We start from the raw sequence: 23,959 nt of genomic DNA, 5'->3' as shown, positions 1-23,959 counted from the left end.
TATGAAAGCCATTCAATTTACTGAGTACGGAGGACCAGAAGTATTAAAAATGGTCGAATTAGATAGGCCGAAACCTGGCCCATATGAAGTATTAATTGAAATACATGTAGTTGGTGTGAATTATGCAGATACTGCCAGACGCGAAGGCCAATATGTTGTACCAACCAAACTTCCTTTTGTGCCAGGAGCAGAAGTTGCCGGGGTTGTAGTCGAAACTGGCTCAGAAGTGACAAACGTAAACATTGGAGCAAGAGTGGTCACGCTGATTGAATCTGGAGGATATGCTGAGTATGCAGTTGCAGAGGCTCGGTCCGTAATTCTCCTGAAAGAAGAACTGGATTTAAAAGAAGCGGTCGCCCTCCCACTTCAAGGTTTGAGTGCCTACCATATTTTAAAAACAATGGGGCAGTTGCAAGAGGGTGAAACCGTTCTCGTTCATGCAGCAGCTGGAGGAGTTGGGACTTTAGCAGTCCAATTGGCTAAATTAATGGGCGCCGGTAAGGTAATTGCAACTGCCAGCACGGAAGAAAAGCTGGAGCTTGCACGTTCTCTGGGAGCTGATGTATGTATCAACTATACAAAAGAGGGTTGGTATAAAGACGTGCTGGAAGCGACAAACGGCCGTGGAGTTAATGTGGCGCTCGAAATGGCTGGCGGTGATGTTTTTAAGGAGACACTGAAATGCATAGCTACGTTCGGGAGATTGGTGATATATGGTGTCGCAAGCGGAGAACAGGCCGTGATGCACCCCTCATCCTTAATGGCGAGAAACCAGTCGGTCATTGGATTCTTTCTTCCGCAAATTATGAGAAAACCAGAATTGCTGTTGCCGAGCATGCGTGATCTTTTTTCATTCCTAGAAGAGGGAAATTTAAAATTAATAATAGGTGAAGTCCATCCGATTGAGGAAGCAGCGAAAGTACATGAGCTACTGCAATCGAGGAAAACAACAGGAAAGGTAATACTCCAGGTTCGTCGTTAAGGTGATGATATTCTCGCAAAGCATGCAGTTCTAGCATGCTTGTTTTTTATTATAATAAGAGTAAGTATAAATGTGACATTATTTGATATTGCTATATTGATATGTTTTATATCTATTATAGTGAAGTAAAGAAGCATCATTAAATTTGTATTATGTGCCATTGTTTTTACTAGTTCTTATTTTGTAAACTATTATAGTGAAATAAAAAAATAAGGACTGAAGATAATGGAATGGAAAAACATATATCGTGGTATGTTAATGGGAATCAGTGATTTAATTCCCGGTGTAAGTGGAGGAACCATAGCGTTTATATTAGGTATTTATGATCGCTTATTATTATCAATCAGTGGCTTTTTTAGCCGTGATTGGAGAAGGTATCTGGGCTTTTTATTGCCACTCGCAATCGGTATGGGGTTTACTATACTGACGTTTAGCCGATTGATTGATTATTTGCTGGAGCATCATCATGAACCGACACAATTCTTTTTTGTAGGGTTAATCATCGGTGTACTGCCATTTATTATAAGACAGGCAGAGGTGAAAAAACACTTTACAGGAAAGCATTTTGTGGTTGTCGTTTTGGTCGCGATCATGATGGCAGCACTAGGTTTCCTGAAGCCGAATGAATCTGTTGTTATATCTGATGTAACGCTTTTATCTGGGCTTGGATTATTCTTTTCCGGCTGGCTTGCAAGTATGGCTATGCTGCTTCCAGGTATTAGTGGCTCGTTTATATTATTGTTGCTCGGTGTTTATTCAACTGTTATTTCTGCTTTATCAGATTTAAACTTTACAATTATTATACTTGTAGGGGCTGGAGCAGTGGTTGGCTTTATTGTGAGCAGTAAAGCAATTAGCTTTTTACTGAGGGCATATCCACATATGACGTTTGCAGTCATAATGGGGTTGATTATTGGATCTATATTTGTAATCGTTCCTGGATTGCCAACAGGAATAGGTACTATACTGCTATGTTGTATAACTTTTGTGGCAGGTCTTTTGGTAACGAAAATTTTTACGAAGTAATAATTGACTAGAAAGTATAAGGATTGTCTCGGACAATCCTTTTTTATTTTGTTTCGACTGCACTGTTAAAACAATTATGTGGGATAGATAGGAAAAGGGCGTTTATGCTTAGAATATTAAGACATAAGCAAATGTATAGATTAACTACAATTTTACAATAAAAAGTATTGGAGGTTGAATCGTGCAAAAGGGACTGAGGTTTATATTTTTGGCATGTCTTATTTTAGGAGTATCAGCATGTGGAAGCGAAAAAGAAGAGACGATAAATAAGGATAATAAAAAGAATCAAACTACAGAAGATGTAAGTACGGATAATAAAGAAGGTACCGAAGATAAAGAAACAAAAAATGGCGTGGCATCAAAAGGAGAAGAGCCATCTGTATCCTCTGAGGTGTATCAAGATCGATTTAATTCTGGCAATATGGGTGTGAAAAAGATACTATATGAAAATTTAAAAATGAATGACACTAAAAATATTGAGGACGTAATCATTACGTTAGAAGGTATACAGTATGCTGAGATAACCCCATCAGAGAAAACTAAATCAAAGTTCAAAAATTTAAATGAAAGAGACCGTATCATACTTACCATGAAAATAAAGCTTGTGAACAATTTCAAACAACCATTAATATTTAAATCCATTCGTTCTTTTTTAAGAGGGAACGATAATCAAATAACCTATCTGCCAGAAACAAATCTGGAGCCGAGCCAACAAGGAGAAATTGCTGCCGGAACATCTAGTGAAAAGCTTCATGTCTTTTTAATAGACAAGGATTTGTTCTTAATTACACGAAATTTAAAATTGGAGTTTGGGCCATTCCTAAACAGTGAAGGTAAAGATTTATTTAATGGTAAAAAGACAGAATTTGAAATCCCATTACCGAAGTAATAGCTATAAAAAGAACCGTAATTCTGCTTGTCAGAATCACGGTTCTATCCCTGTGTTAAACATGTTGCAGATTGTTAAGAATTAATCAAATCTGGAGTCACTAAGAATGCGGCCAATCTCTTCCATATGGCCTGTTTCATCGGAGATAAGATCTTCTAGTTTGACAACTAATTCAGTTAAGCCTAATTCCTCAGCTTGTTTCTTGCGTGTTTCGTAGCGATCTATTGTATCTTTTTCTGCCTGATAGGCAGATTCAAGCATTACCTTAACATCAGTGGTTTGTTTAACTTCTGCTGGTGTTACAGTTGGTGTTCCACCCAATGTACTGATTTTTTCTGCAAGATATAAAGCATGTCCCTGTTCATCGGCTATTTCACCTTCAAAGAAAGGTTTCAGTGTTTGTCTGTATAAACCAGAAACCATTGCCGCATAGCTAGAATACATGATTGATGCAGCATATTCGTTTGCTAGATCTTCATTTAAACCATCTATTAATTCTTTTAATTTTTTTTCCATTCTATAATCCACTCCTTCTATATTCTATAATTCAAATGTACCCTACTTTACTACATATTAAGCATTTTTTTTGTGGCAGGATTTTGAAATGTTCAGGGAATATTTTTACATAATAAAAAGCCTGATCCGATAAAGGACCAAGCTTGGATTATTAAGTCAGATTAATTTTGAGAAATTAATACGTTTATTGAGAGCATACATAATTGGAGCACCAATTGTCATGACTGCTAATTCTCCAGCTGCGGTTGTTGCCCATGCAAACCAGAAAGGAAGTTTCAAAACAATATTTAACTCTATAGCAATTAAGAACATGGTAAAAGTAAAAACGAATGTATTAATAGCCATCCTTGCCCAAATATTGCGGACAAATCGGAAGGTTAGAATCGTGATTGTTAATGCTAGTATGGATTGGCCAACACCAAATATTAAATCATATGCACCCATTGATGAGAAAAAGAGGTTAGAGATAAATACTCCTATCACAATCCCATACATGTATTTTTTATTAAATACAATCAAGTGATTGAACATTTCAGGTACTCGAAACTGAATGTTCGAAAATGCGATTGGCTGTACGATTATAGTGACAGCAATATATAAGGCTGCCAAAACTCCATTTACAGCAAGCGTTCTAATATTCATTTTTTTCTCTCCCTTAGTTTTTTATCGTGGGATGGTTACGAACCACGTTTAGTATTTCCGAAGACACCAAATAATCATAAGCATAATAAGATGCCTAGTCAACAAAGAATTGTAGTTGCATCATGTTCGAAACATCATCGTATAGTTATGATCGACTGGCATAAATCAATAAAAGACGCCGAGAGAAATCTCGGCGTCGTCTCTTATTTAATCGTTAGTTTAATGACTTGGAGTTAATTTTTTTGTATTGATTGGTTTTATGTCATCCTTTTTGAAGATAGTTTTACGAATCCAGGGAAGAACGTAATAGTCTCCACCGAATCGGCCGGCATTTGCACCTGCTACAAGAATAACCATTCCCAGTATGATGTAGAGCGGGTTAGTAGATACTGTTCCGCCAAATAAAAACATAAAATTCATTAATAATCCAAAGAAGGCAGCTGTAGTTGTTAAGACACCAAGCAGTAACCCAAGCCCAACTAGAAATTCTCCCCATGGAATTAAGATGTTGATTAACCCTACGTTAGGAATCGCAAATTTTTCAATGAATGAACCATAAATCGGATACAGTGCCCCTCCGTCTGGCCCAGTTACAGGATTAGCAACAATATTTCCAAGGAATCCAGATGCATCAAATGCTCCGCCTTTAATTTTCTCAAATCCATGAATCATCCATTCATAACCAAGATACAGTCTTATAATCAATAATAGTCCGGAGGCATATTTATTAGTTCGTAACCAATTCATCATTTTAAATCACTCCCATATGGATTTAACTGGCTCTAATCCGCGGTTTTTAGTTCCAGTAACTTTCTATACCTTATTTATATACCATATGCTTGATAATGTGGTGCATTATCCCTGTGTTTCTTTTTTTGTACAAAAATATGTGAACCTTTTAAGTTAATACTAAAAACAACTTTACAAACGTGATATTGTTCGTTCCTTCACAAACTTTTACATAATGAACCAATTAGTGTTGTATTAGAATGAAAAATAACACTCTTAATTAAATGAGCTATTTAAAAATTTATATATAAGAGTAAAATATATTTAATGATAAAAGGTTAGAAAGAGAACATTTAAGGAAAATAATAGTATAGGTGTTTGAAGGAGGAATGGGAATGAGCTTACAATCAGTTATTATTGAAGCATTACATGTTAAACCGGAAATAAACCCTAAAGAAGAAATCAAAGACAGAGTTGGGTTCCTAAAAAGTTACTTAAAGAAGAGCGGAGCAAAAGGATTTGTTCTAGGAATCAGTGGCGGTCAGGATTCTACATTGGCAGGACGTCTGGCTCAGATGGCTGTGGAAGAACTGCGTGAGGAAGGGGTTGCGGCTAAATTTATTGCTGTCAGACTTCCATATGGAGTACAGCAAGATGAAGATGATGCTCAGCGTGCTCTGCAATTTATTAAACCAGATGAAAGTATTACTTTTAATGTCAAGTCTACTGTCGATGTCATTACAGATCAATACAAAGAAGCAACTAATGAAGCATTAACCGATTTTAATAAAGGGAATGTGAAAGCAAGGCTTCGTATGATTGCGCAATATGCCATTGGTGGACAAAATGGACTTCTGGTAATAGGTACAGACCATGCTGCTGAGGCAGTGACAGGTTTTTATACAAAATATGGAGACGGCGGAGCTGATGTTCTTCCTTTATCGGGTCTCTCTAAGCGCCAGGGCAGAGAATTGCTTAAAGAATTGGGAGCTGAGGAAAGACTTTATATGAAAGAGCCGACTGCCGATTTGCTGGATAATAAACCGCAGCAAGCTGATGAAACAGAGCTTGGCTTAAAATATGATACGATTGACGACTATTTGGAAGGCCGTAAAGTCGATGCTGAAGCTGCATTAAAAATTGAAAAACAATATTTAAAAACAGAACACAAACGTCAAATGCCTGCATCCATTCACGATAATTGGTGGAAATAACTAACCAAAAAGTAAGCCTGTGATTTTCATAATCATGGGCTTATTCTATTGTAAGGTGAAATGAATCGTGATTAAGATAACGATATACTGGTATAATTAATTGGAGAAAAATAAAAAACACGAATTGTTTTAGTTAATTTTCTGAGGGTATAGGATATAATCTATTAATATATTTATTTCAAATATGACAAATGTTCCATTTTGCTATCATATTGTATTGAAGATGAAACTTTACCGAAACCGTTTTGCAATCAAATTTTATTACACTATATAAGTTATAAACTATTCTATTGAACAAATTTGTGTGAGAGAACCAGGGAGGGGTCGTATGATGAATAATGAAAATAACTTGATTGAAAAGTCCTTATATAAAACCTTATTAACAAACGATAATGCGGCGAATCCGTTGCTTATAATAAGTGAAGAATTTTTGGCAGAACAACAAAAGGAATTGCCTGAGCTATCAACGCTTAGATTTGCTCAGGGAGAGCTTTATTTCCATTATAAAGACTATGAGACATCCATTTTTAAATGGGAAAAGGTTAGCAATGACCTGGCGCCTTGGGCTATAAAGAATATGGCGGATGCTTACTTTGCAATGGCTATGTATAAAAACGCTGAAGAGCTATATAAATCTATCGAATCAGACTCGATTATATTGAATACCGAAGTTGGATTGCAATTATTTGCTCTATATACGAAATTGGATAAAACTGAACTGGCTGATAAAACGATTAAAAAGGTAGTTAAGTTGAATCCAGATGACTCTCAAGTAACAGAAATAGCACGTTCATTCTTTGAAGAGCAACGTGATTGGAATAGTGCAGTTGAACTTGCAGTAAATGAATCCATCCGTACGGAGTCATTGCTTTGGTATGATGTTCTGCAGTCCTATATTGATCAGGGTGTAACGAAAAATATGGAACCTGGCTATTTTTACCAAGTATTACATAAGCTCTATTCCATAGATAGCGGTCAATTTGAACAACTTGCAGTATCTCTTTGGAACAGCTATAAGGGCGAACCGGCATATTTGCAATGGGTTCAGGGATTTAATGATTTACTGCAGGATCTGGAACTTGTTCATCCCGAACCATGGTCAGATTTATCTTTCTTATTTAAAGAGGGTTACTTCGAATTAATTAATGGACATAAATTATTAAAAACATTAAAGGGCTTATTACCAAGTTTATTACGTAACTGGATTCGCATAACAGATAGGAAGCATGCTCTTTTAGCTTCTTCTGCTATATTGGCATGGAACGATAATTTTCCTGGTATGATAGGTCAAATAGATATTGATCATGCAGAGAGAGTATTAATGCAGGCTGAAAATAACCGGAATGGCTTGGAGGATAGCGTTCGATTATTTGAGGAAATTGATCAATGGGCAAATCAAAATAATTTATCTGTCAGCGAAAGACAAAAATGGATTATTGATGAATTATTAGATGTAAATGTACAGCATATTATGATTGCCGGAACTAGCGGTAGCGGTAAATCTGCCTTAATTCATTCTATTTTAGGAGAAGAGTTATTTGATAAACCAACTTCATCGGCTATCATGTTTAAAAATGCCGAAGAAGAAAGCATAATGGAAGTGACAGACTCTTCGATTAATCCACTAAATTTAGAGGAACTTGAAGATAAGGTTTCAAACAGAAACTTTGTTGATAACAAGCCAAGTATCATTGAATACCATCTTCCGAGTCAATTCTTGGCCGAAAATCAAATAGCAATCATCGATACTCCCGGATTCAGTATTGCAAATAATAAAATCCAGGAAGTACGCCGTTATTTGAATATGGCAGATGGTCTTTTACTTGTATTAGATGTAAATGATCCATTTACAAACAAAGAACGCGAAATTGTTATGGCCCTTCATGAACAAGTGCCAGATCTGCCAATTCATTTCTTATTAAATAAAATGGATCTTGTTCACAATGATCAGGAGGCTATTCGTATAGTGGATGAAGCTTGGTCCAGAATCAGTCCTTACCTGCCAAATGCTACAATTTTTGCTCATTCTGCTCATTATAGAAGCAATAGGCAGCTTTCAGATTTTGCTGAATTTATTAAAATGAATCTAACAAGCAAATATAAGGAAAGCGCTCGTACTGCTAAGCTGCTTCACTTTGTACGTGAGACTATATCAAGCTTGCTGGACCAACGATTGGAAAGGGAAGAAAGCTTGATTGAATCCATTCATTGGAATGAGGACCTTTTAGCAAAACTAAATGGTGCGAAGAATCAGATGGAGGATTTGGAGAAAGAAAAAGCAGTATTGTTGCGTAAGACGTTTAAACAAAGGAAGGAAGCCATTCGCCTTGATGTGGAGGCGGCGGTACCTAAAATTCTCCGAGCCAGCAAAGATTTAATTACAGAGGACAGTGATTTCCGCAAGATTCATATAGACTTAAATGAGAAAATGAATGTACGGATTCAGGAATACCTGGAGAATACGATTTTGCCTAAGTATTTTTATTCCTTAAAGGATTGGATTACCGAAGCGGAAGTAGAGTTAAAAGAGAGTCAGGCTTATTTAAAAGAAATGGCTGAAGGCTTCAATGCCATTTATCAGGAAGAACGAATGAAAATGGAATGTGATTTCAGAGTGCTGGATGACTGGCGCAGGGATGCAAACCGAATGACGAGCGGTGTACAAATGGAGACCATTAATATACTGCTTCGCCACACACCGCAACAATTATTATTGAAGAGTGCAGGCATGTTATTCGGATCGATTGCGAATAAAAGTGTTATGTACAATAAATATACAACGTTGATTGAAACACAGGATTATACAGAGGTTGCTCAATTGATTGCAGATAAATTCCTGCTGCAATTTGATATGTTTGAAAAATCGATTACTCGAGATGTTTCAATGTTCTTTGCAGATCCGACAGAAGTAATGAATGGTGCAATGTCAGATACGAATGAGAAAATTGCTGAACATAATGGCGTACTTGAGAAGATGCGTTCTCAGCCAGAATTGTATCGTGACCCATTAAAGCTATACGAATTGCGATTACGACAATACGAATGGATTTTAATTGGTCAAAAAGAAGTTCAAACTATTTCAAGGTAAAAAAAGGTGATTCAGGATGGTGGTTAAGCCATCCTGAATCACCTTTTTTATGTGAAGTTTAGGAGCTTTAAGATGTTCGCAGTTTATAGAATTTAATGAAATTTTTAACAATAACCTTTACTACTGAATAAGTAGGTATAGCTATGAGAATTCCTATAAATCCGTATAAGGAACCCGCTACAAGCAGCAATAATATGACCGTCAGCGGGTGGATATCCAAACGTTTTCCCATTACCTGAGGTGTAACGAGATGACCCTCAAGCTGCTGGACAATGACTAATAATATCAGAACTTTAAAGGCTGTAAATGGGCTGATTAATAGACCTGATATAATCGCAGGGATGGTTCCAAGGAACGGTCCAAGGAAAGGTACAACGGTCAGTAAAGTTGCAAAAATAGCTAAAATTAATGCGTTCTCAAGCCCAATAATTAGATATCCAATATACATAAGGATGCCATCGACTATTGCAACGATAAATTGACCGACGATATAAGTGGATAAGGTTTTATCAACATCCATTAAAATTCTGTTGCCCTCGTCCTCTACATTAGCAGGGATATGCTTTAATAAAAAGGGTCTGAGTTTATGCCCATCCTTAAGAAAATAAAAAACAATAAAGGGAACAATTAAAAGTACAGTGACTATGCTCGTAACTGTCGAAAATATGGTTACAGCATGATCGGATAATACTTTAGGAAAACTATCCGCATATTCTTTCCCGTATTGAGTGAGCTTGTCTACGGAAAAATAGGTTGAGGCGGCATTCTCATTTATAATTTCCTTTGACTGGGATGTGATTGTTTCTATTCTGTCCGGTATTTTATCGATGAGTTCTTCGCTCTGAGAAACAATGACGGGCCCCAAGAAATGGACAGTAGCATAACCCATTCCGCCGATTACTGCATAAATGAGAAGTATACTGATAGTAATCGGCATATACTTACTCAAAAAATGAACGACCGGCCTCAATATATAATATAAAAGCCCAGCTATTAAAATCGGAAAAAAGATGGTTATAATCAGTTTTTGAAAAGGCCATATAAAGTAATCAATCTTCCCTAATAAATAGATAATGATTAGTATTAAAATAGTGCCGGTTGCATATTTATAAAAAGGTTTATTAAACCACATAGAGCACCCCCAAATGTTAAATTAATGTCTTCACATCTATACCCTTAATTGGTTTAGTTATACTCCAATGTCAGGTAAATAAATGGCACCGCATAACCTGAGAAAACAAACAGCGATTATCATAATAATAAAGTGATAATCGCTGTTTAATATTCTAATATATTAATTTGGTGAACCTTTCATCATCGATGATGACAAATTATTGTTCTTTAATTATAATACCTAATTTAGTAAATGCCTGATTTACGCTGCTTTCTGTTTGGATACATGAAAAATCAATTCCAAGCTGTATGCTTGTTTGTGCCACCTCGGCACGAATTCCTGTCATGATTACCTCTACACCGATTAATTTGAGTGCTTCTATCATTTGAAAAAGGCGGTGTGCTACCAAAGTATCAACGATAAAAACCCCGGATAAATCAATAATTAATGTGGAGATTTGATTGTCTGCACTTTGCTGAAGTGTACTTTCATTTATAGCTCTGGCCCTGGTGGAATCAATATCACCCACTATCGGCAATAATCCGATATTTTCAGTCAATTTAATCACAGGAGAACTTAACTCATTGATTAGGTTGGATTGTGAGTGGATTCGCTTTATCAATATGTTTGTATAGTTTTCTGTATAGCTATGTGTAAGTTGATCTATTGTAGAATTAAACTTTTCCTCCCAGAAAAAAATATCTCTAAAGGTAATATCCAAGCTGGTCATGTCGATAAAGTTTTTTGTGTATTTCCATATAACTCTTCTTAAAAGCCCGGCAGCATTAATAGAATTACTTAGAGGTGTACCGGATTCAAGGCGTACCTCTGCAATAGATAATGTGCGTTCTTTTATTATATAATCTCTCTCTTCTTCTGATTGAAACAAGCTGTTTGCTATTAAAAACAAATATTCTTTAAACTGCTTCTTTAATGCATTAATTGTATGGATAGATCCGTTAAGAGAATAATCTGCTTCAGTACTCTTCGGCATTAGTGAATACCAATCTTCAATTATTTCATCTGAATGAGTAATCAAATAATCATATAAGGCTTTTGATTTAGTTTCCATAATGACCTCTTTTCTTTACCATTCTATATTCAATATTTTGCGTGTATTATGAGAAAAACACAATTAATTAATTACTATTTTTGGAAGAAAAACATGGTTTATTTTAAAGGAATTTGTAGTTTTGACTTTTAGTGTCATAAAATACAAAAAAATCAAAATTAAATTGCGTATTCTTGTAAGCAACCTTATAATGTTATTCATAGACTTTTCTGAATATTTAAAACAGAAAACAAGAGGGGGCGTCATTTTGAAAAAGAAATCATTATTTATGTTTATTATGATAGCTATTATTACTGTCATTGCAGCTTGCGGTTCGAAAGAGGAAGAGAGTGCCGGCGGTGAAGGCGGTACAGATAAGACGTTGAGAGTCGTGACTGATGCGGCATATTCACCATTTGAATTCCAGAAGGAAGGTAAATTGGTTGGTTTTGACGTTGATATTGTGAATGCTGTGGCGAAGGAAGCCGGTTTTAAAGTGAATATTGAACATGTAGGATGGGATCCATTATTTGTCGAGATTAAAAACAAAAGGGCAGCGTTTGGGATGTCAGCGATCTCAATAAATGATGAACGGAAAAAAACATATGATTTCTCTGTTCCATATTTTTTATCAACCAATAAAATTCTTGTCCCAGAAGGCAGCGATATTAAATCTGCACAGGATTTAAAAGGGAAGAAAATTGCTGTTCAGGCTGGTACGACAGGTCAATTTGCGGTTGAAAAGGTAGTAGGCAAAAATAATAAAGACATCAAGAAGTTTGAAACAACTGTACTGGCGATTATGGATATGAAAAAAGGCGGTGCAAAAGCTGTTGTAGCTGATAATGGCGTTGTCGAGGAATACGCTAAAAATAATCCTAAGGATAAGTTTGTGGTAGTAAAGGACCCGAATGCATTTGACAATGAATACTACGGTTTAATGTTTCCGAAGGACAGTAAAGATAAGGCTGTCGTAGATAAAGCTTTAAACGAAATTTTAGAAAATGGAACATATACTGAGATCTATAAAAAATGGTTTGGAGTCGATCCAGATCTTGAAACATTAAAAGCTCAGCAATCGAAATAATAAAGGTGTGAGAGGACTGCGTATCACAGGTGTTGCTGTGCTACGCAATCTTTGTCTAAGGGGGAACAGATGTGGATTTCAGGTGGGATATTATTGAAATTTATGCTCCATTGTTAATGAAAGGAACACTATATACAATTGGACTCTCAATAGCTGGTATTTTAATAGGTTCGATTCTTGGGTTATTAATCGGTCTTGGTAGATTGACCAAAAGGAAATGGTTATCTATTCCCCTAAATTGCTATATTGCTTTTTTTCGTGGGACTCCAATATTTGTCCAACTCCTATTAGTTCACTTTGGTGTTGTACCAGCATTGACAGGAGAGACAAATGCCATACTCGCAACTATTCTTGCCCTCTCATTAAATTCAGCTGCATACATAGCTGAGATATTTCGAGGAGGCATTCAGTCGATTGATTCGGGACAAATGGAGGGAGCCAGGTCGCTTGGGATGTCTCATGGACAGGCTATGAGGTACGTTATTTTACCACAAGCATTTAAGCGCATTATTCCGCCTCTGGGTAATGAGTTTATTGTATTGATTAAGGAGTCATCTATAGCCGCTGTTATCGCAGCTCCAGAATTAACGTATTGGGGTAGAGCTATGGCGACTGAATATTATCGGGTGTGGGAGCCTTATTTAACATCCGCTGTGATTTATCTCATCCTTACGCTTTCTCTTAGCTTGTTATTAAATCGATTGGAAAGAAGGATGGAGACAAAATGATAGATGTTAGGAATTTGAAAAAAAACTTTGGATCCAATGAGGTATTAAAAGATATATCTATTAGGATTGAACCTCAGGAAGTTGTAGTAGTGATAGGTCCCTCTGGTTCAGGGAAATCCACCTTTCTTCGTTGTTTAAATTTACTGGAGCAAATAACGGACGGACATGTCATTATAAATGGAGTAGATCTTGCCGATAAAAAAATTGATATTAATAAGGTACGAACCAAAACAGGAATGGTATTTCAACATTTCAATTTGTTTCCTCATAAAACGGTACTGGAAAATCTAATGCTGGCACCTACCAAGGTGAAAAAGGTTCCTGATGAAGAAGCAAAAAAACATTGTTTGGAGCTCCTTCGAAAGGTAGGTCTATTAGATAAGGAAAATGCTTATCCAGATTCATTGTCAGGTGGTCAGAAACAAAGGGTCGCCATTGCACGTGCATTGGCAATGGAGCCGGAAATCATGTTATTCGATGAACCAACTTCAGCACTTGATCCGGAAATGGTTGGAGAGGTCCTTGAGGTTATGAAAGAGCTTGCGCACGAAGGAATGACAATGGTGGTTGTTACACACGAAATGGGATTTGCGCGTGAGGTGGGAGATCGGGTTGTTTTTATGGATGATGGATATATCGTTGAAGAAAATGAACCGACCAGTTTATTTGAAAATCCGCAGCACAATCGAACAAAGCTGTTTTTGAGTAAAGTTTTATAATGAAAAAGGGACTGCAATAGCAGTCCCTGAGTCGTTATACACCTGTACGTTTACGTTGGTTGTTTGGTTTCTTTGTCAGTTGGCTTTGCAATTCTTTTGTTTTTTTGACAGGTCCGTTTACATGGCTGCCGGCTTGATTTGATTGTTGCTTAGAAGCAAGTTTTTGTTTAATCGCTTCTTGAAGACTTACTTTTTTAGACATATTATAATGAACTCCTTAAATGGATTTCCTTTATAATATCCCCAATAAGCCATAACATCAAGATTAGAACTCATCCAACTTTCTACCCTTGGTTAATTTTTCGAATTCTTCCATTGATTCTGGTGTTTCATCTTTATTGCTCACATGGTAAGGGTTTTGACTTTGGTTAAATCCGGGCTGCAGGCTGCCGGTGACAACTCCCATTTTAGTAGCTTTAGAATCATTTATGATGGATTCCTGTCTGCCATCTGGATTTGGTTCTGGGTTAACGTGGATTTGATCACTGTTTCTGGGCAATAGGAACATTCCCTTCTTTTTGTGTATTCATTCTATAAGTTCCCTAAACTTCTTTTATTCATACAATTTTATGGAGTAGTCAAGGTTGTTATTTAATGCCATTAACTGAATAATAACCTCAGATTATTGGCATATTATTGGATAAATATTCAGAAGCGAAAGGCAACCTTCAAAATTAGGTTGCCTTTTGATAATTGATATAGTTCAGTAGGTTTTTTAATACTTTATCGTTATAATATTTATATTAGGTTAGATAATGTTTCGGTTGGAGTTGTAGATGAATGGGAATAACTGATAGCTATGTATGGCAATTTTTAATAGCAATCAATTTGATATTTGCTATTACTATAACCTTTTTAGAAAGGCGTAATGTCAGCGCTTCATGGGCGTGGTTAATGGTTTTGAGCTTTTTTCCAATTGGAGGCTTTATTCTGTATATTGTTCTAGGGCAGAATTTAAGTAAAAGGAAAATATTCACATGGGATAAACGGGGCTATGATTACTTAGAGCAGCGTATCGCTGAACAAAAAGAGCACATGAAAAATATGGAAGAACCATTTAATACTTCTATTACACAGAGGTATAAGGATTTAATTTTAATGAATATGAAAACAGACCATGCTGTATATACCAATGATAATGAAGTTGAAATTTTCACAGATGGCAAGGAAAAATTCAATGCCTTATTTCAGGATATTGCTAGTGCCAAAAAACATATTCATGTTTTATATTACATTATCCAAAACGATACATATGGAAACAGGCTTCTGGATGCGTTGATTGAAAAGGCTAAAGAAGGTGTAGAGATACGGCTGATTTATGACGACGCCGGTTCCAGGAGAATCTCTAAAAAGCGAATAAAGAAATTAAGAGAAGCTGGCGGAAATGCAGAAGCGTTCTTTCCTGGGAAATTACCGCTTATTAATCTCAGAATCAACTTCCGAAACCATCGGAAGCTTGTCATCATTGACAGGAAAGTAGGATATCTTGGTGGATTCAATGTAGGTGAAGAGTATTTAGGACTTGATCCGAAGTTTGGTTATTGGAGAGATACCCATTTACGGATCATCGGAGACGCTGTGAATGATTTACAGTCTCGTTTTATGCTCGATTGGGCTCAGGCTTCAGGAGATAAAATGGAATGGACGGAAGATTACTTTAAATATAGCAAGCAACACAACGAAAAAGGGGTTGGGCTTCAAATTGTTACCTCTGGGCCTGATTCTGAGAGGGAACAAATTAAAAAAAGCTATATACGTATGATTTTGGATGCAAAAGAGTATATATATCTGCAGACGCCTTATTTTATACCGGATGACAGTTTGTTGGACGCCATCAGGATTGCATCCATGTCAGGGGTGGACGTCAGAGTAATGATACCAAATAAACCAGATCATTTATTTGTTTATTGGGCCACTTATTCATACGTTGGAGAATTATTAAAGGCTGGTGCAAAGGTGTTTTTATATGAGAATGGGTTCTTGCATGCGAAAACTATGGTGATAGATGATCGATTGGCAACTGTTGGAACAGCCAATATAGATGTACGCAGTTTTCGATTGAATTTTGAAGTGAATGCAATTATATATCATGCAGACACAGCTGTTCGCCTAAGGGATACATTTGCAGATGATTTAAAACAGAGCCATGAACTTACATCAGAAATTTATAATAATCGTTCCCTTTTAATTCGGTTTAAAGAGTCTTTATCCAGATTATTGTCTCCAGTTTTATGAATAGAAGTAAATATGTACTGTTTTTAAAGACACTAGGGCGAGTTAGTGTCTTTTTGTTATGGTAATGCAGTATAATATTGGTATGTTTTTTAAAACATTCTAATCATACTCCTTATTAATAGATAGTAGAGAGTTTGGAACAGGGGGAGGGGTACACACATGACATTTAAGCAAAAAAATTTAGTGGGTTTTGGCTCAATACTAGTGATTATAATTATATTGATGGTCATAATTGACGGTAGATTGAGCAGCTCTAGAGAAGATTTACTTGAAATAGTGGATGATCGCTACCAAAAGGTTAGTTATATTAATGATATTCAAAGAAATTTTGCGGAATCGGAGCGTACTCTTAATTTATTGGGACAGGATTCGCGTACTCCAAGTAAAGAAGAATTGAGCGCAGCCTCTGAAACAATAGATCAAAATCATATATATATCGAAGACCGTTTTAGAAAATTAGAAAGCATTGCTAATACGGAAAAAGGCGAGGCCTTGTTGGCGGAGTTCCGTGCATCATATGAGAACTATACAAAGCTAGAAACACAATTAATCACTGATATGCAAAAAGGGGTATCAAACTATGATGTCGTAAGGGCAGAAAAAGATAAAGCAAGTGATAATGTACTTGCTGTCATTGCAAATTTCGTTGATTTTCAAGAAAACCTTATGGATGACGCACTGGTGCGTGCCGACGGTAAATATGAACAAATGCAGACGATTATTATCAGTTCTCTAATTGTTACAATTGTTCTAACGTTATTTTTGGCTTATTGGGTAATCATGACCTCTTCACGGGAATTAAATAGAATTACAAAGGTGATCACTAATGTCGATCTAAGTGATACCACGACTATGCCGAGGATTGAAGTAAAAGTAGAGGATGAAATTGGCCGAATTGCATCTGCTTTTAATAGGATGTCAGCTTCATTGGAGACATTTAGTAGAAACGAAAAAGAATATACTCAGGAAATTGAGAATCAAAGCTGGGTGCAAACACAAGTTGCCGAAGTTGCGGAGATGTATCAGGGTATCTTTAAAGTTGGACAGCTTGCAGATGAATTCATTAATAAAATTACTCCAATCATGGGAGCAGAACTGGGTGCTTTTTATTTAAAAAGTGAAACTGAGGATGACCATTTTTATAAGGCTGCCTCTTATGGTGACGGAGGACGTGATGGATTTAGTTTTGGAGAAGGTGTAATCGGCCAGGCGGTTGCTAATAAAGAAGTTGTATTACTTGATGATGTTCCGGGAGATTATAAACTTATTACAACAGGGCTTGGAGAAATTAAACCGAAATCTATTGTCATTGCTCCAGTATTATACGAGAATAAAGTTATTGCTGTTTTGGAATTTGCAAGTATTAAAGGCTTTACTGATTTAGAATTAAAAACGATTAATCATATGCTTGATAATCTTGGTATGGCTATTAAGAGTGTACTGAGCCGGATGGAAGTGGAACAATTACTAAATGAATCACAGGCGATGACAGAAGAATTACAGGTTCAGGCAGAAGAATTACAAACACAATCTGAAGAACTTCAGATGCAATCAGAAGAATTACGTATGATTAATGAACAATTAGAAGAACGCAATCAGGAAGCAGAGCAGAAATCGAGGGAACTTGAGATTTCTAAAGAGGAGCTTGAGGTTAAAAATGAACAGCTCCTTCAAAGTTCAAAATACAAATCTGAGTTTCTTGCGAATATGTCTCATGAATTGAGAACGCCTCTGAATAGTATTTTAATATTATCTGAAATGCTGGTCGATAAAGAGCCTGGTGAATATACAGAGGATGAAAGAGAATTTGCAAAAGTGATCCATACATCAGGTAATGATTTAATGGCACTCATTAATGATATTTTGGATTTATCTAAAATTGAGGCTGGTAAGCTGGAAGTCTTCTTTAATGAAACCAATGTTTGTGAGGTTATTGAGAGCTTAGAACGAGTCTTTTCTCCTCAGGCAGAACAAAAAGGTCTGGAACTGGTTATTGGAAAAGAAGATGACCTGCCTTCCATTTTTTATACGGATGAACAAAGAATGCAACAAATACTAAAGAATTTATTATCCAACGCTGTGAAGTTTACGGAAAAAGGTTCGGTTACTATGAAGATGGAAAAAGTGAGAAATACTCGAGAGAAAGAACTTCTTGATGGTATTACGGAAACCGACTTCTGGATGAAAATTGTTGTAACCGATACAGGTCCTGGTATTGCTGATGATAAACAACAAATTATTTTTGAGGCCTTCCAGCAAGCAGATGGAGCAACAGCCCGTAAGTATGGCGGAACTGGATTAGGATTATCGATTTGCCGAGAATTTACAAAGTTACTTGGCGGATATGTAACTCTAGAAAGTGAAGAGGGCAAGGGAAGTACATTTACTGTGTACTTGCCGAATCTGCCGGATGGAATGACTAATAAGAACAGTAAAGTGAACGATGACATTATTCATTTGCCAATTGCAAATGATGTAATGGAGCAAATTGCTGTTCAAAAAGAAGTAATAGATCCTGAGGAAGAAGAATTATTAATTTTGGATGTCTTTAATGGGAAAAAGGTATTAATCACGGATGATGACCATCGTAATATATTTGCTCTACAAAAAGCCCTGGAAAGTAAAGGTGTTCAAATCATTGTTGCCCAAAATGGAATCGAATGTCTTGAAATCATTAAGGAGCAAGATGATTTAGATATGATTCTTATGGACATTATGATGCCTGAACTCGACGGTTATGATACGATGAGACATATACGTGCAAATCCTGAATTTACATCGATTCCTATCATTGCATTAACAGCTAAAGCAATGAAGGGAGATCGAGAAAAATGTTTGGAAGCTGGTGCAACAGACTATATCAGCAAACCAATCAATTTAGAACAGCTATATTCAGTGATGTCTGTTTGGTTAACGAAATAGGAAGAAGGGAGCTGCATAGTGTTGGGTTATCCATCATCTATAGAAGAACGCGAGAATTTAGAAATTGATTTATTGCTAGAGGCAATCTACCGGATGACAGGGTACGATTTCCGTGGTTATATGCGTTCATCAATTGCTCGCCGCATAAAAAATCGACTGAATAAGGATCACCTGACAACTGTTTCCGAGCTTCTAGTACGAGTGATTCATGAAGAAGGGTATGTAAATAATCTTCTGAGTGACTTTTCGATTAATGTTACAGACATGTTTAGAGATCCAGATTTCTTTTATGCTTTTCGCAAGAAGATTGTTCCTAGATTGAAGGACCTCCCAGAAATACGGATATGGCATGCGGGATGTTCGACCGGTGAGGAAGTATATTCGATGGCAATCCTGTTGGAAGAAGAGGGATTGGCTGATAAAACAAAGATTTATGCGACGGATATGAATGAAAAAGTTATTGAAAAAGCTCGCCAAGGGGCATTTCCCTTAAAAAGAATGCAATCTTATACGAAGAATTATTTGCAGGCTGGCGGATTGGATGCTTTTTCTAAATATTATAAGACCGATATGCAATATGCATATTTTCGTCCATCCCTATCAAGAAATATAGTTTTTGCCCAGCATAATTTAGTGACGGATGGATCATTTAATGAATTCCATGTGATTATTTGCAGAAATGTCATCATATACTTCACATTGGAATTGCAGGCGAAAGTATTCCAACTATTTGATGAAAGTTTAAGTCCTGGCGGCTTTTTGGGGCTTGGTAACAAAGAATCCCTAAAGATCATGGAGTTGGCTGATACGTATATGGAACTAGATATTAATCAGCGGCTTTATAGGAAAAAATTATATTCATAATAGGATTTATAAAAGGAAAAGGAAATCTTCAAACTGTTCTGACACAGGTTTTTTAGTGTCAGTCGGGTTTAAGGTCCCCTTTTTATCTATATAGCAGCATATAAAAATCCTTTTATTTTGACAGCCGTGATCTTCTGCTATTGCCTTTAGTTCGATAAGAAACTTTTCCAAACGGTTTTTTCCACCGTAAAGTATTCTTCGTGGGAGCATACAGCTAATATACATTTATCATTATGGTAAAACATAAAGTCTTCTGGTAGCTCAGGACCAATCCAATCAAAAAGGGAATTACAACGTTCTTTCAAAAATTGTCTTGTAGCATTATTCATTTTAAAATAAAAAACGTATGCTGTATCTTCAGAAAGTCTTGTGATTTCTCATTCTTTTTGTATTCTTTTTTCGATTATATGTTCTTCAATGTCGGTTACCAAATTATCAATGAGAGTAAATCTATTTATTGCTTATAATCTTTGCCCTTTATATTTTTATTTACCATTAACATATTAATCTCCCCTAAATACTATATCTGCTTATTTACTACTCTTTACCTCTCTCTTACGGGGTATTTTCGGATGAAGCACTTGATATATTTATCGATTGACATTAATAGTTGGCTTCAAAGCTTGGTGATTTAAAAACAAGTGTGTAAAAAGGTTGATGTTGTCCGTAATCATCAATTAAGCAATAACAATTCCTGTATATGGTCTTGTCATCAATCCAAAAAGAGGACATTTTGATCTTTTGTCAGATGAGAATGCTTATATCAAACAAAAAGATAAAGAACAGACTCCATTAGAATCTGTTCTTTATCTTTTTAGAAAAGTTGATTTTTATCCCCTTACAAGGATGACACACATATCATCATGCTGATTTGCCTGTTTCTCCTCAGGAAGGATAACATTTAAAGGAGCCACTGCTTCTTTTTCTGACCATTGATACTTTCCTATTTCTCGCAAATGTGCCAAGGCTTTAGTTTCATCATTATCAATAGCCTCCGCCACACCGTCAGTATATATTAAAGCCTGAAAACTATCAGTATAAGGAATAGTTATTTTATTTATATGCATTTCCTCGAAAAATCCAATTGCTGTATTTCGCTGTCCCATTTCAATTAAGTCTTTCCCATCGATATAAAGGTAGCCCGGTGGATGGCCGGCATTGACATATTCAATCGTCTTTGATTTCGTATCTACCAATAAATAAATACCTGTTAAGTAGTAGGATGTTAACTTTGTTTTTTCCTCCAGTAAAGTCATACAGCGATTCAATTCGAGAATGACTTTTTCAGGATCAACCACATTCCGTACCGCTTCACGAAGGATAGAGGAGATATACATACATACTAATGATGCAGGTATGCCATGCCCCATCATATCAAACATAAATATGGCATAGCGATCCTGATCAATCTGCTGCCAATAATACATATCACCTGCGAGGTTAAAGGATGGCTTATAGGACCTCGTTATTTTGATTTGATTATTTAATATGGGCTCACTTAACAAGCTTCTCTGCACCTTTGTAGCGAGATCAAGCTCATAGCTTATTTTTTCATCCTGATTTTTATGCCAATCTTTCTCCTCTTTTAAACGGAGAGCAGCACGTATCCGAGCCAATAGCTCTACCTTATTAATAGGCTTCATTAGATAATCTGATCCACCGGCATCCAGTGCTTCCGCGAGTTTATGGGTATCACCTAATGCGGTCACAAAAATAACAGGTATATCTTTATATTCCTCCGTTGCAGTGATTCGCCTGCAGGCTTCGATTCCATCAATTTCTGGCATCATAATATCCAAAAGAATTAAATTAAAGGAGCTTCTGCCGTGATTTTTACTTAAATCTTCTTCTAAAATATGAATCATTTCATTTGCTGATTTAGCCAGCTTAATAGACCTGTATCCTGCCTGCTTTAAGATGGTCTCAATTACAAATAAATTCACTTTATTATCATCTACCACAAGTATTGACATACTTTCTTTCACCCATCTTCTAAAATACTAAATCTTATATTAATTATGGTATGTCACTTTTACTTAAAATACAAATAGTTGAAACTAGGGGGTAAATGGTTAGGTTATTACACTATTAAAAATGATAAATTAAAGTCTGCAATTAAAGAATGAATAGAAAAAAGGACTTATCGCCAATGGATAGGATTCTATTCAAAAATAATTATGTCACCGGTATTAATTTTTTGTTTTTTTTCAATAAACCCATTAATCCTGCTATCAGTAAAAGGATTCCCGGAAGTATATAGAAAGCCGAAGTGCAAATAAATCCACCAATAGCCGCAATAAGCATAAAGGAGCCTCCTAATTTAGGGTTGCTTTTGACAACAACTAATCCAATGATCGCAAGAATAGAACGGTTAACCATCCAAGATTGATGATTGTACTTCACCTGTTTTATTGAGTACAGAATCTAAACCCCAACAAATAATGCTATACCAGCTGCGAAAATCCCCAAAATACCATCAAGTAAACCAAGAAAAAATTCTGTAGTTCTGCTCTTTTTGGAAACCTCCATTTTTTACCCACTACCTGATATTCTGAAATATTATTTGAAAGAATTAAATTGTTGATTTTTTTTGGATACTGAAAACTCTGTTAAACAATTAAATGTACTAAATCAGTTTGTATGCTCATAGCCTGAAAGGAAAATGAATTTTAAAAAGGATGGTGTAGCTATGACTGAGCAAAATCGGCCTGAAAAATCGCACATGAAATCTTATACACCTTTTCACAGTCGATTTGATCCGTGCAGACCAATTGGTAAGAAGTATTACTCTACTCCTCCTAATTTATTTCTCGGATTTCAACCGCCGAACCTGCCTCAATTTTCACCAAAGGAGGCATTATTCAAGGGCACACTCTGGCCTGTATTTTATGACTTTTATGAAAACCCCTATGAACATAAAAGGAGGGATTCTCAGTGAAGCCCCAATTACCTGATGAATATTATCAGCTATTAGAGGAAATTCAGGCAATCGACTTTGCTTTAGTGGAGCTAACCCTTTATTTAGATACTCATCCCAATGATTTAGAAGCCATGCAGCAATTTAACGAATTCTCTCATCAGAGCAGGCAGCTTAAACAGCAGTTCGAAAAAAAATTCGGCCCACTTCAACAATTTGGTAATAGTTATACGGATGCCAATTGGAGTTGGGGAACTACTCCGTGGCCTTGGCAAATATAAAAGATGAGGTGATTACAGAATGTGGTTTTATGAAAAGAAATTGCAATACCCTGTTAGAGTCAGTACCTGTAACCCGACTTTAGCCAAATATTTAATTGAACAGTATGGAGGGGCAGATGGAGAGTTAGCAGCCGCTCTTAGATACCTGAATCAACGATATACCATTCCTGATAAAGTGGTAGGCTTGCTAAATGACATAGGCACAGAAGAATTCGCGCATTTGGAAATGATTGCCACAATGATATATAAACTCACAAAAGATGCTACTCCAGAGCAGATGAGAGACGCTGGTTTGGCAGACCACTATGTTGATCATGATTCTGCTCTTTTTTACCATAATGCAGCAGGTGTACCATTTACAACTGCATACATTCAGACAAAGGGAGATCCTATCGCAGATTTATATGAAGATATTGCCGCTGAGGAAAAAGCAAGGGCTACCTACCAATGGATTATCAATATGTCAGATGATCCAGATTTAAATGATGGCTTACGATTTTTAAGAGAAAGAGAAATCGTTCATTCTCAGCGATTCCGTGAGGCAGTACAAATTATTACAGATGATAGGGAAAAGAAGAAGATATTTTAAACGATTTATCAATAATAAAAAAAACCTGTGTTGGCTGTACAACACAGGTTTTTCTTAAGGCCAACAGGATGTTGGTCACAAAGACGTTGCCACACGACGTGGCGTCTTTAGTCTTTGTTCCTTAATACAGTCGCCTCAGCCTTTTAGTCAATCCAGCTTCAACGGCTAGAAGCTCAGGACATAAGCATGACCACTTCGGGAGGAAAAAGCGCCTCCCTACGTGCCCCTGTCTTATGCTCCTCACGGGCCAACAGGATGTTGGTCATGAAGACGTTGCCACATGACGTGGCGATTTTAGTCTTCGTTCATTAATCGAGCCCTTCAGCCTTTTAGTTAATCCAGCTTTAACTCCTAGTCCCTCGAGTC

The 23,959-nt window shown here is 36.4% G+C and carries 22 protein-coding genes, 1 pseudogene and 1 riboswitch; of the genes and pseudogenes, 14 read left to right on the top strand and 9 right to left on the bottom strand.

Features of this window, described 5'->3' with window-relative positions; all coding sequences use genetic code 11:
- Position 1: 1 nt before the first annotated feature.
- The 3 genes from AC4BHA_RS17325 (at position 2) to AC4BHA_RS17315 (ending at position 2,897) form a co-directional block, all read left to right on the top strand.
- Positions 2-982 (top strand): quinone oxidoreductase family protein, encoded by a 981-nt coding sequence (locus AC4BHA_RS17325; RefSeq protein ID WP_490558971.1) that lies wholly within the window; start codon positions 2-4, stop codon positions 980-982.
- A 225-nt stretch (positions 983-1,207) separates the two neighbouring features.
- The gene (locus tag AC4BHA_RS17320; protein ID WP_066108029.1) at positions 1,208-2,008 is read left to right on the top strand and encodes a DUF368 domain-containing protein; all 801 of its coding nucleotides are present in this window, start codon (positions 1,208-1,210) and stop codon (positions 2,006-2,008) included.
- Positions 2,009-2,189: 181 nt separating this feature from the next.
- Positions 2,190-2,897 (top strand): DUF4352 domain-containing protein, encoded by a 708-nt coding sequence (locus AC4BHA_RS17315; RefSeq protein WP_490558970.1) that lies wholly within the window; start codon positions 2,190-2,192, stop codon positions 2,895-2,897.
- Between the two features lie 81 nt (positions 2,898-2,978).
- Here AC4BHA_RS17315 and AC4BHA_RS17310 read toward each other — a convergent pair whose 3' ends face one another.
- The 3 genes from AC4BHA_RS17310 to AC4BHA_RS17300 all read right to left on the bottom strand — a co-directional run bounded on the left by AC4BHA_RS17310 (position 2,979) and on the right by AC4BHA_RS17300 (position 4,805).
- The gene (locus tag AC4BHA_RS17310; protein ID WP_066108023.1) at positions 2,979-3,413 is read right to left on the bottom strand and encodes a ferritin-like domain-containing protein; all 435 of its coding nucleotides are present in this window, start codon (positions 3,411-3,413) and stop codon (positions 2,979-2,981) included.
- 156 nt (positions 3,414-3,569) lie between these two features.
- The gene (locus AC4BHA_RS17305; RefSeq protein ID WP_066108019.1) at positions 3,570-4,055 is read right to left on the bottom strand and encodes a QueT transporter family protein; all 486 of its coding nucleotides are present in this window, start codon (positions 4,053-4,055) and stop codon (positions 3,570-3,572) included.
- Positions 4,056-4,062: 7 nt separating this feature from the next.
- A riboswitch (PreQ1 riboswitch) is annotated at positions 4,063-4,107 on the bottom strand.
- Between the two features lie 167 nt (positions 4,108-4,274).
- Positions 4,275-4,805, bottom strand: coding sequence for a DoxX family membrane protein (locus AC4BHA_RS17300; protein WP_148631075.1), 531 nt, complete (start codon positions 4,803-4,805; stop codon positions 4,275-4,277).
- Between the two features lie 374 nt (positions 4,806-5,179).
- Between AC4BHA_RS17300 and nadE the strand changes: the two genes are divergently transcribed.
- Entirely contained in the window at positions 5,180-5,998 is an 819-nt protein-coding gene (nadE, locus tag AC4BHA_RS17295) for an NAD(+) synthase (RefSeq protein WP_066108014.1), read from the top strand.
- 328 nt (positions 5,999-6,326) lie between these two features.
- Complete coding sequence (locus AC4BHA_RS17290; RefSeq protein ID WP_139892676.1) at positions 6,327-9,086, top strand: GTP-binding protein; 2,760 nt, start codon at positions 6,327-6,329, stop codon at positions 9,084-9,086.
- Between the two features lie 67 nt (positions 9,087-9,153).
- Here AC4BHA_RS17290 and AC4BHA_RS17285 read toward each other — a convergent pair whose 3' ends face one another.
- Together AC4BHA_RS17285 and AC4BHA_RS17280 are read right to left on the bottom strand one after the other, a co-directional pair.
- The gene (locus AC4BHA_RS17285; RefSeq protein ID WP_066108011.1) at positions 9,154-10,218 is read right to left on the bottom strand and encodes an AI-2E family transporter; all 1,065 of its coding nucleotides are present in this window, start codon (positions 10,216-10,218) and stop codon (positions 9,154-9,156) included.
- Between the two features lie 199 nt (positions 10,219-10,417).
- Positions 10,418-11,272 (bottom strand): STAS domain-containing protein, encoded by an 855-nt coding sequence (locus tag AC4BHA_RS17280; RefSeq protein ID WP_490553482.1) that lies wholly within the window; start codon positions 11,270-11,272, stop codon positions 10,418-10,420.
- A 247-nt stretch (positions 11,273-11,519) separates the two neighbouring features.
- On the opposite strand from AC4BHA_RS17280, the gene AC4BHA_RS17275 reads away from it, so the two are divergent.
- From AC4BHA_RS17275 to AC4BHA_RS17265, 3 genes are all read left to right on the top strand, one after another.
- Entirely contained in the window at positions 11,520-12,338 is an 819-nt protein-coding gene (locus tag AC4BHA_RS17275; protein WP_490553481.1) for a basic amino acid ABC transporter substrate-binding protein, read from the top strand.
- 71 nt (positions 12,339-12,409) lie between these two features.
- Positions 12,410-13,066: an amino acid ABC transporter permease gene (locus AC4BHA_RS17270; protein ID WP_066108002.1), complete on the top strand. Its 657-nt coding sequence runs from the start codon at positions 12,410-12,412 to the stop codon at positions 13,064-13,066.
- The gene (locus tag AC4BHA_RS17265) at positions 13,063-13,785 is read left to right on the top strand and encodes an amino acid ABC transporter ATP-binding protein (protein ID WP_148631073.1); all 723 of its coding nucleotides are present in this window, start codon (positions 13,063-13,065) and stop codon (positions 13,783-13,785) included. Before AC4BHA_RS17270 ends, AC4BHA_RS17265 begins: the two co-directional genes overlap by 4 nt.
- Positions 13,786-13,819: 34 nt before the next feature.
- Here AC4BHA_RS17265 and AC4BHA_RS17260 read toward each other — a convergent pair whose 3' ends face one another.
- Both AC4BHA_RS17260 and AC4BHA_RS17255 read right to left on the bottom strand, forming a co-directional pair.
- Positions 13,820-13,987 (bottom strand): hypothetical protein, encoded by a 168-nt coding sequence (locus AC4BHA_RS17260; protein WP_175354307.1) that lies wholly within the window; start codon positions 13,985-13,987, stop codon positions 13,820-13,822.
- Between the two features lie 63 nt (positions 13,988-14,050).
- Positions 14,051-14,284, bottom strand: a complete 234-nt coding sequence (locus AC4BHA_RS17255) for a hypothetical protein (RefSeq protein WP_066107998.1) — start codon at positions 14,282-14,284, stop codon at positions 14,051-14,053.
- 281 nt (positions 14,285-14,565) lie between these two features.
- Here AC4BHA_RS17255 and cls point away from each other — a divergent pair, with 281 nt between their 5' ends.
- The 3 genes from cls (at position 14,566) to AC4BHA_RS17240 (ending at position 19,806) form a co-directional block, all read left to right on the top strand.
- On the top strand, positions 14,566-16,020 hold the full coding sequence (gene cls / locus AC4BHA_RS17250) for a cardiolipin synthase (RefSeq protein WP_066107992.1): 1,455 nt from the start codon (positions 14,566-14,568) through the stop codon (positions 16,018-16,020).
- A 159-nt stretch (positions 16,021-16,179) separates the two neighbouring features.
- The gene (locus AC4BHA_RS17245) at positions 16,180-18,942 is read left to right on the top strand and encodes an ATP-binding protein (protein ID WP_490553477.1); all 2,763 of its coding nucleotides are present in this window, start codon (positions 16,180-16,182) and stop codon (positions 18,940-18,942) included.
- A gap of 21 nt (positions 18,943-18,963) precedes the next feature.
- The gene (locus AC4BHA_RS17240; RefSeq protein ID WP_257469175.1) at positions 18,964-19,806 is read left to right on the top strand and encodes a CheR family methyltransferase; all 843 of its coding nucleotides are present in this window, start codon (positions 18,964-18,966) and stop codon (positions 19,804-19,806) included.
- 830 nt (positions 19,807-20,636) lie between these two features.
- Here AC4BHA_RS17240 and AC4BHA_RS17235 read toward each other — a convergent pair.
- Together AC4BHA_RS17235 and AC4BHA_RS17230 are read right to left on the bottom strand one after the other, a co-directional pair.
- Positions 20,637-21,779, bottom strand: a complete 1,143-nt coding sequence (locus AC4BHA_RS17235) for a SpoIIE family protein phosphatase (RefSeq protein WP_490558969.1) — start codon at positions 21,777-21,779, stop codon at positions 20,637-20,639.
- Between the two features lie 202 nt (positions 21,780-21,981).
- Positions 21,982-22,335, bottom strand: a pseudogene (locus AC4BHA_RS17230) (DUF4064 domain-containing protein).
- 160 nt (positions 22,336-22,495) lie between these two features.
- Between AC4BHA_RS17230 and AC4BHA_RS17225 the strand changes: the two are divergent.
- From AC4BHA_RS17225 to AC4BHA_RS17215, 3 genes are read left to right on the top strand one after another with little or no spacing between them, the layout of a single operon-like run.
- Complete coding sequence (locus tag AC4BHA_RS17225; RefSeq protein WP_066107980.1) at positions 22,496-22,744, top strand: spore coat associated protein CotJA; 249 nt, start codon at positions 22,496-22,498, stop codon at positions 22,742-22,744.
- On the top strand, positions 22,741-23,004 hold the full coding sequence (locus AC4BHA_RS17220; protein ID WP_066107978.1) for a spore coat protein CotJB: 264 nt from the start codon (positions 22,741-22,743) through the stop codon (positions 23,002-23,004). The genes AC4BHA_RS17225 and AC4BHA_RS17220 overlap by 4 nt, the downstream gene beginning before the upstream one ends.
- A 19-nt stretch (positions 23,005-23,023) precedes the next feature.
- Positions 23,024-23,593, top strand: coding sequence for a manganese catalase family protein (locus tag AC4BHA_RS17215; protein WP_066107973.1), 570 nt, complete (start codon positions 23,024-23,026; stop codon positions 23,591-23,593).
- Positions 23,594-23,959 lie beyond the last annotated feature (366 nt).

The organism is Pradoshia sp. Z3_51 (assembly GCF_058215915.1).
The sequence above is the reverse complement of the archived record's forward strand: the minus strand, read 5'-3'. Positions and strand labels throughout refer to the sequence as shown.

What these genes read in the sequence shown, in the direction of transcription:
- AC4BHA_RS17325 (WP_490558971.1), top strand. Translation starts at nt 2, where the DNA reads ATGAAAGCCATTCAATTTACTGAGTACGGAGGACCAGAAGTATTAAAA.
- AC4BHA_RS17320 (WP_066108029.1), top strand. Translation starts at nt 1,208, where the DNA reads ATGGAATGGAAAAACATATATCGTGGTATGTTAATGGGAATCAGTGAT.
- AC4BHA_RS17310 (WP_066108023.1), bottom strand. Translation starts at nt 3,413, where the DNA reads ATGGAAAAAAAATTAAAAGAATTAATAGATGGTTTAAATGAAGATCTA.
- AC4BHA_RS17305 (WP_066108019.1), bottom strand. Translation starts at nt 4,055, where the DNA reads ATGAATATTAGAACGCTTGCTGTAAATGGAGTTTTGGCAGCCTTATAT.
- AC4BHA_RS17300 (WP_148631075.1), bottom strand. Translation starts at nt 4,805, where the DNA reads ATGATGAATTGGTTACGAACTAATAAATATGCCTCCGGACTATTATTG.
- nadE (WP_066108014.1), top strand. Translation starts at nt 5,180, where the DNA reads ATGAGCTTACAATCAGTTATTATTGAAGCATTACATGTTAAACCGGAA.
- AC4BHA_RS17290 (WP_139892676.1), top strand. Translation starts at nt 6,327, where the DNA reads ATGATGAATAATGAAAATAACTTGATTGAAAAGTCCTTATATAAAACC.
- AC4BHA_RS17285 (WP_066108011.1), bottom strand. Translation starts at nt 10,218, where the DNA reads ATGTGGTTTAATAAACCTTTTTATAAATATGCAACCGGCACTATTTTA.
- AC4BHA_RS17280 (WP_490553482.1), bottom strand. Translation starts at nt 11,272, where the DNA reads ATGGAAACTAAATCAAAAGCCTTATATGATTATTTGATTACTCATTCA.
- AC4BHA_RS17265 (WP_148631073.1), top strand. Translation starts at nt 13,063, where the DNA reads ATGATAGATGTTAGGAATTTGAAAAAAAACTTTGGATCCAATGAGGTA.
- AC4BHA_RS17260 (WP_175354307.1), bottom strand. Translation starts at nt 13,987, where the DNA reads ATGTCTAAAAAAGTAAGTCTTCAAGAAGCGATTAAACAAAAACTTGCT.
- cls (WP_066107992.1), top strand. Translation starts at nt 14,566, where the DNA reads ATGGGAATAACTGATAGCTATGTATGGCAATTTTTAATAGCAATCAAT.
- AC4BHA_RS17245 (WP_490553477.1), top strand. Translation starts at nt 16,180, where the DNA reads ATGACATTTAAGCAAAAAAATTTAGTGGGTTTTGGCTCAATACTAGTG.
- AC4BHA_RS17235 (WP_490558969.1), bottom strand. Translation starts at nt 21,779, where the DNA reads ATGTCAATACTTGTGGTAGATGATAATAAAGTGAATTTATTTGTAATT.
- AC4BHA_RS17225 (WP_066107980.1), top strand. Translation starts at nt 22,496, where the DNA reads ATGACTGAGCAAAATCGGCCTGAAAAATCGCACATGAAATCTTATACA.
- AC4BHA_RS17215 (WP_066107973.1), top strand. Translation starts at nt 23,024, where the DNA reads ATGTGGTTTTATGAAAAGAAATTGCAATACCCTGTTAGAGTCAGTACC.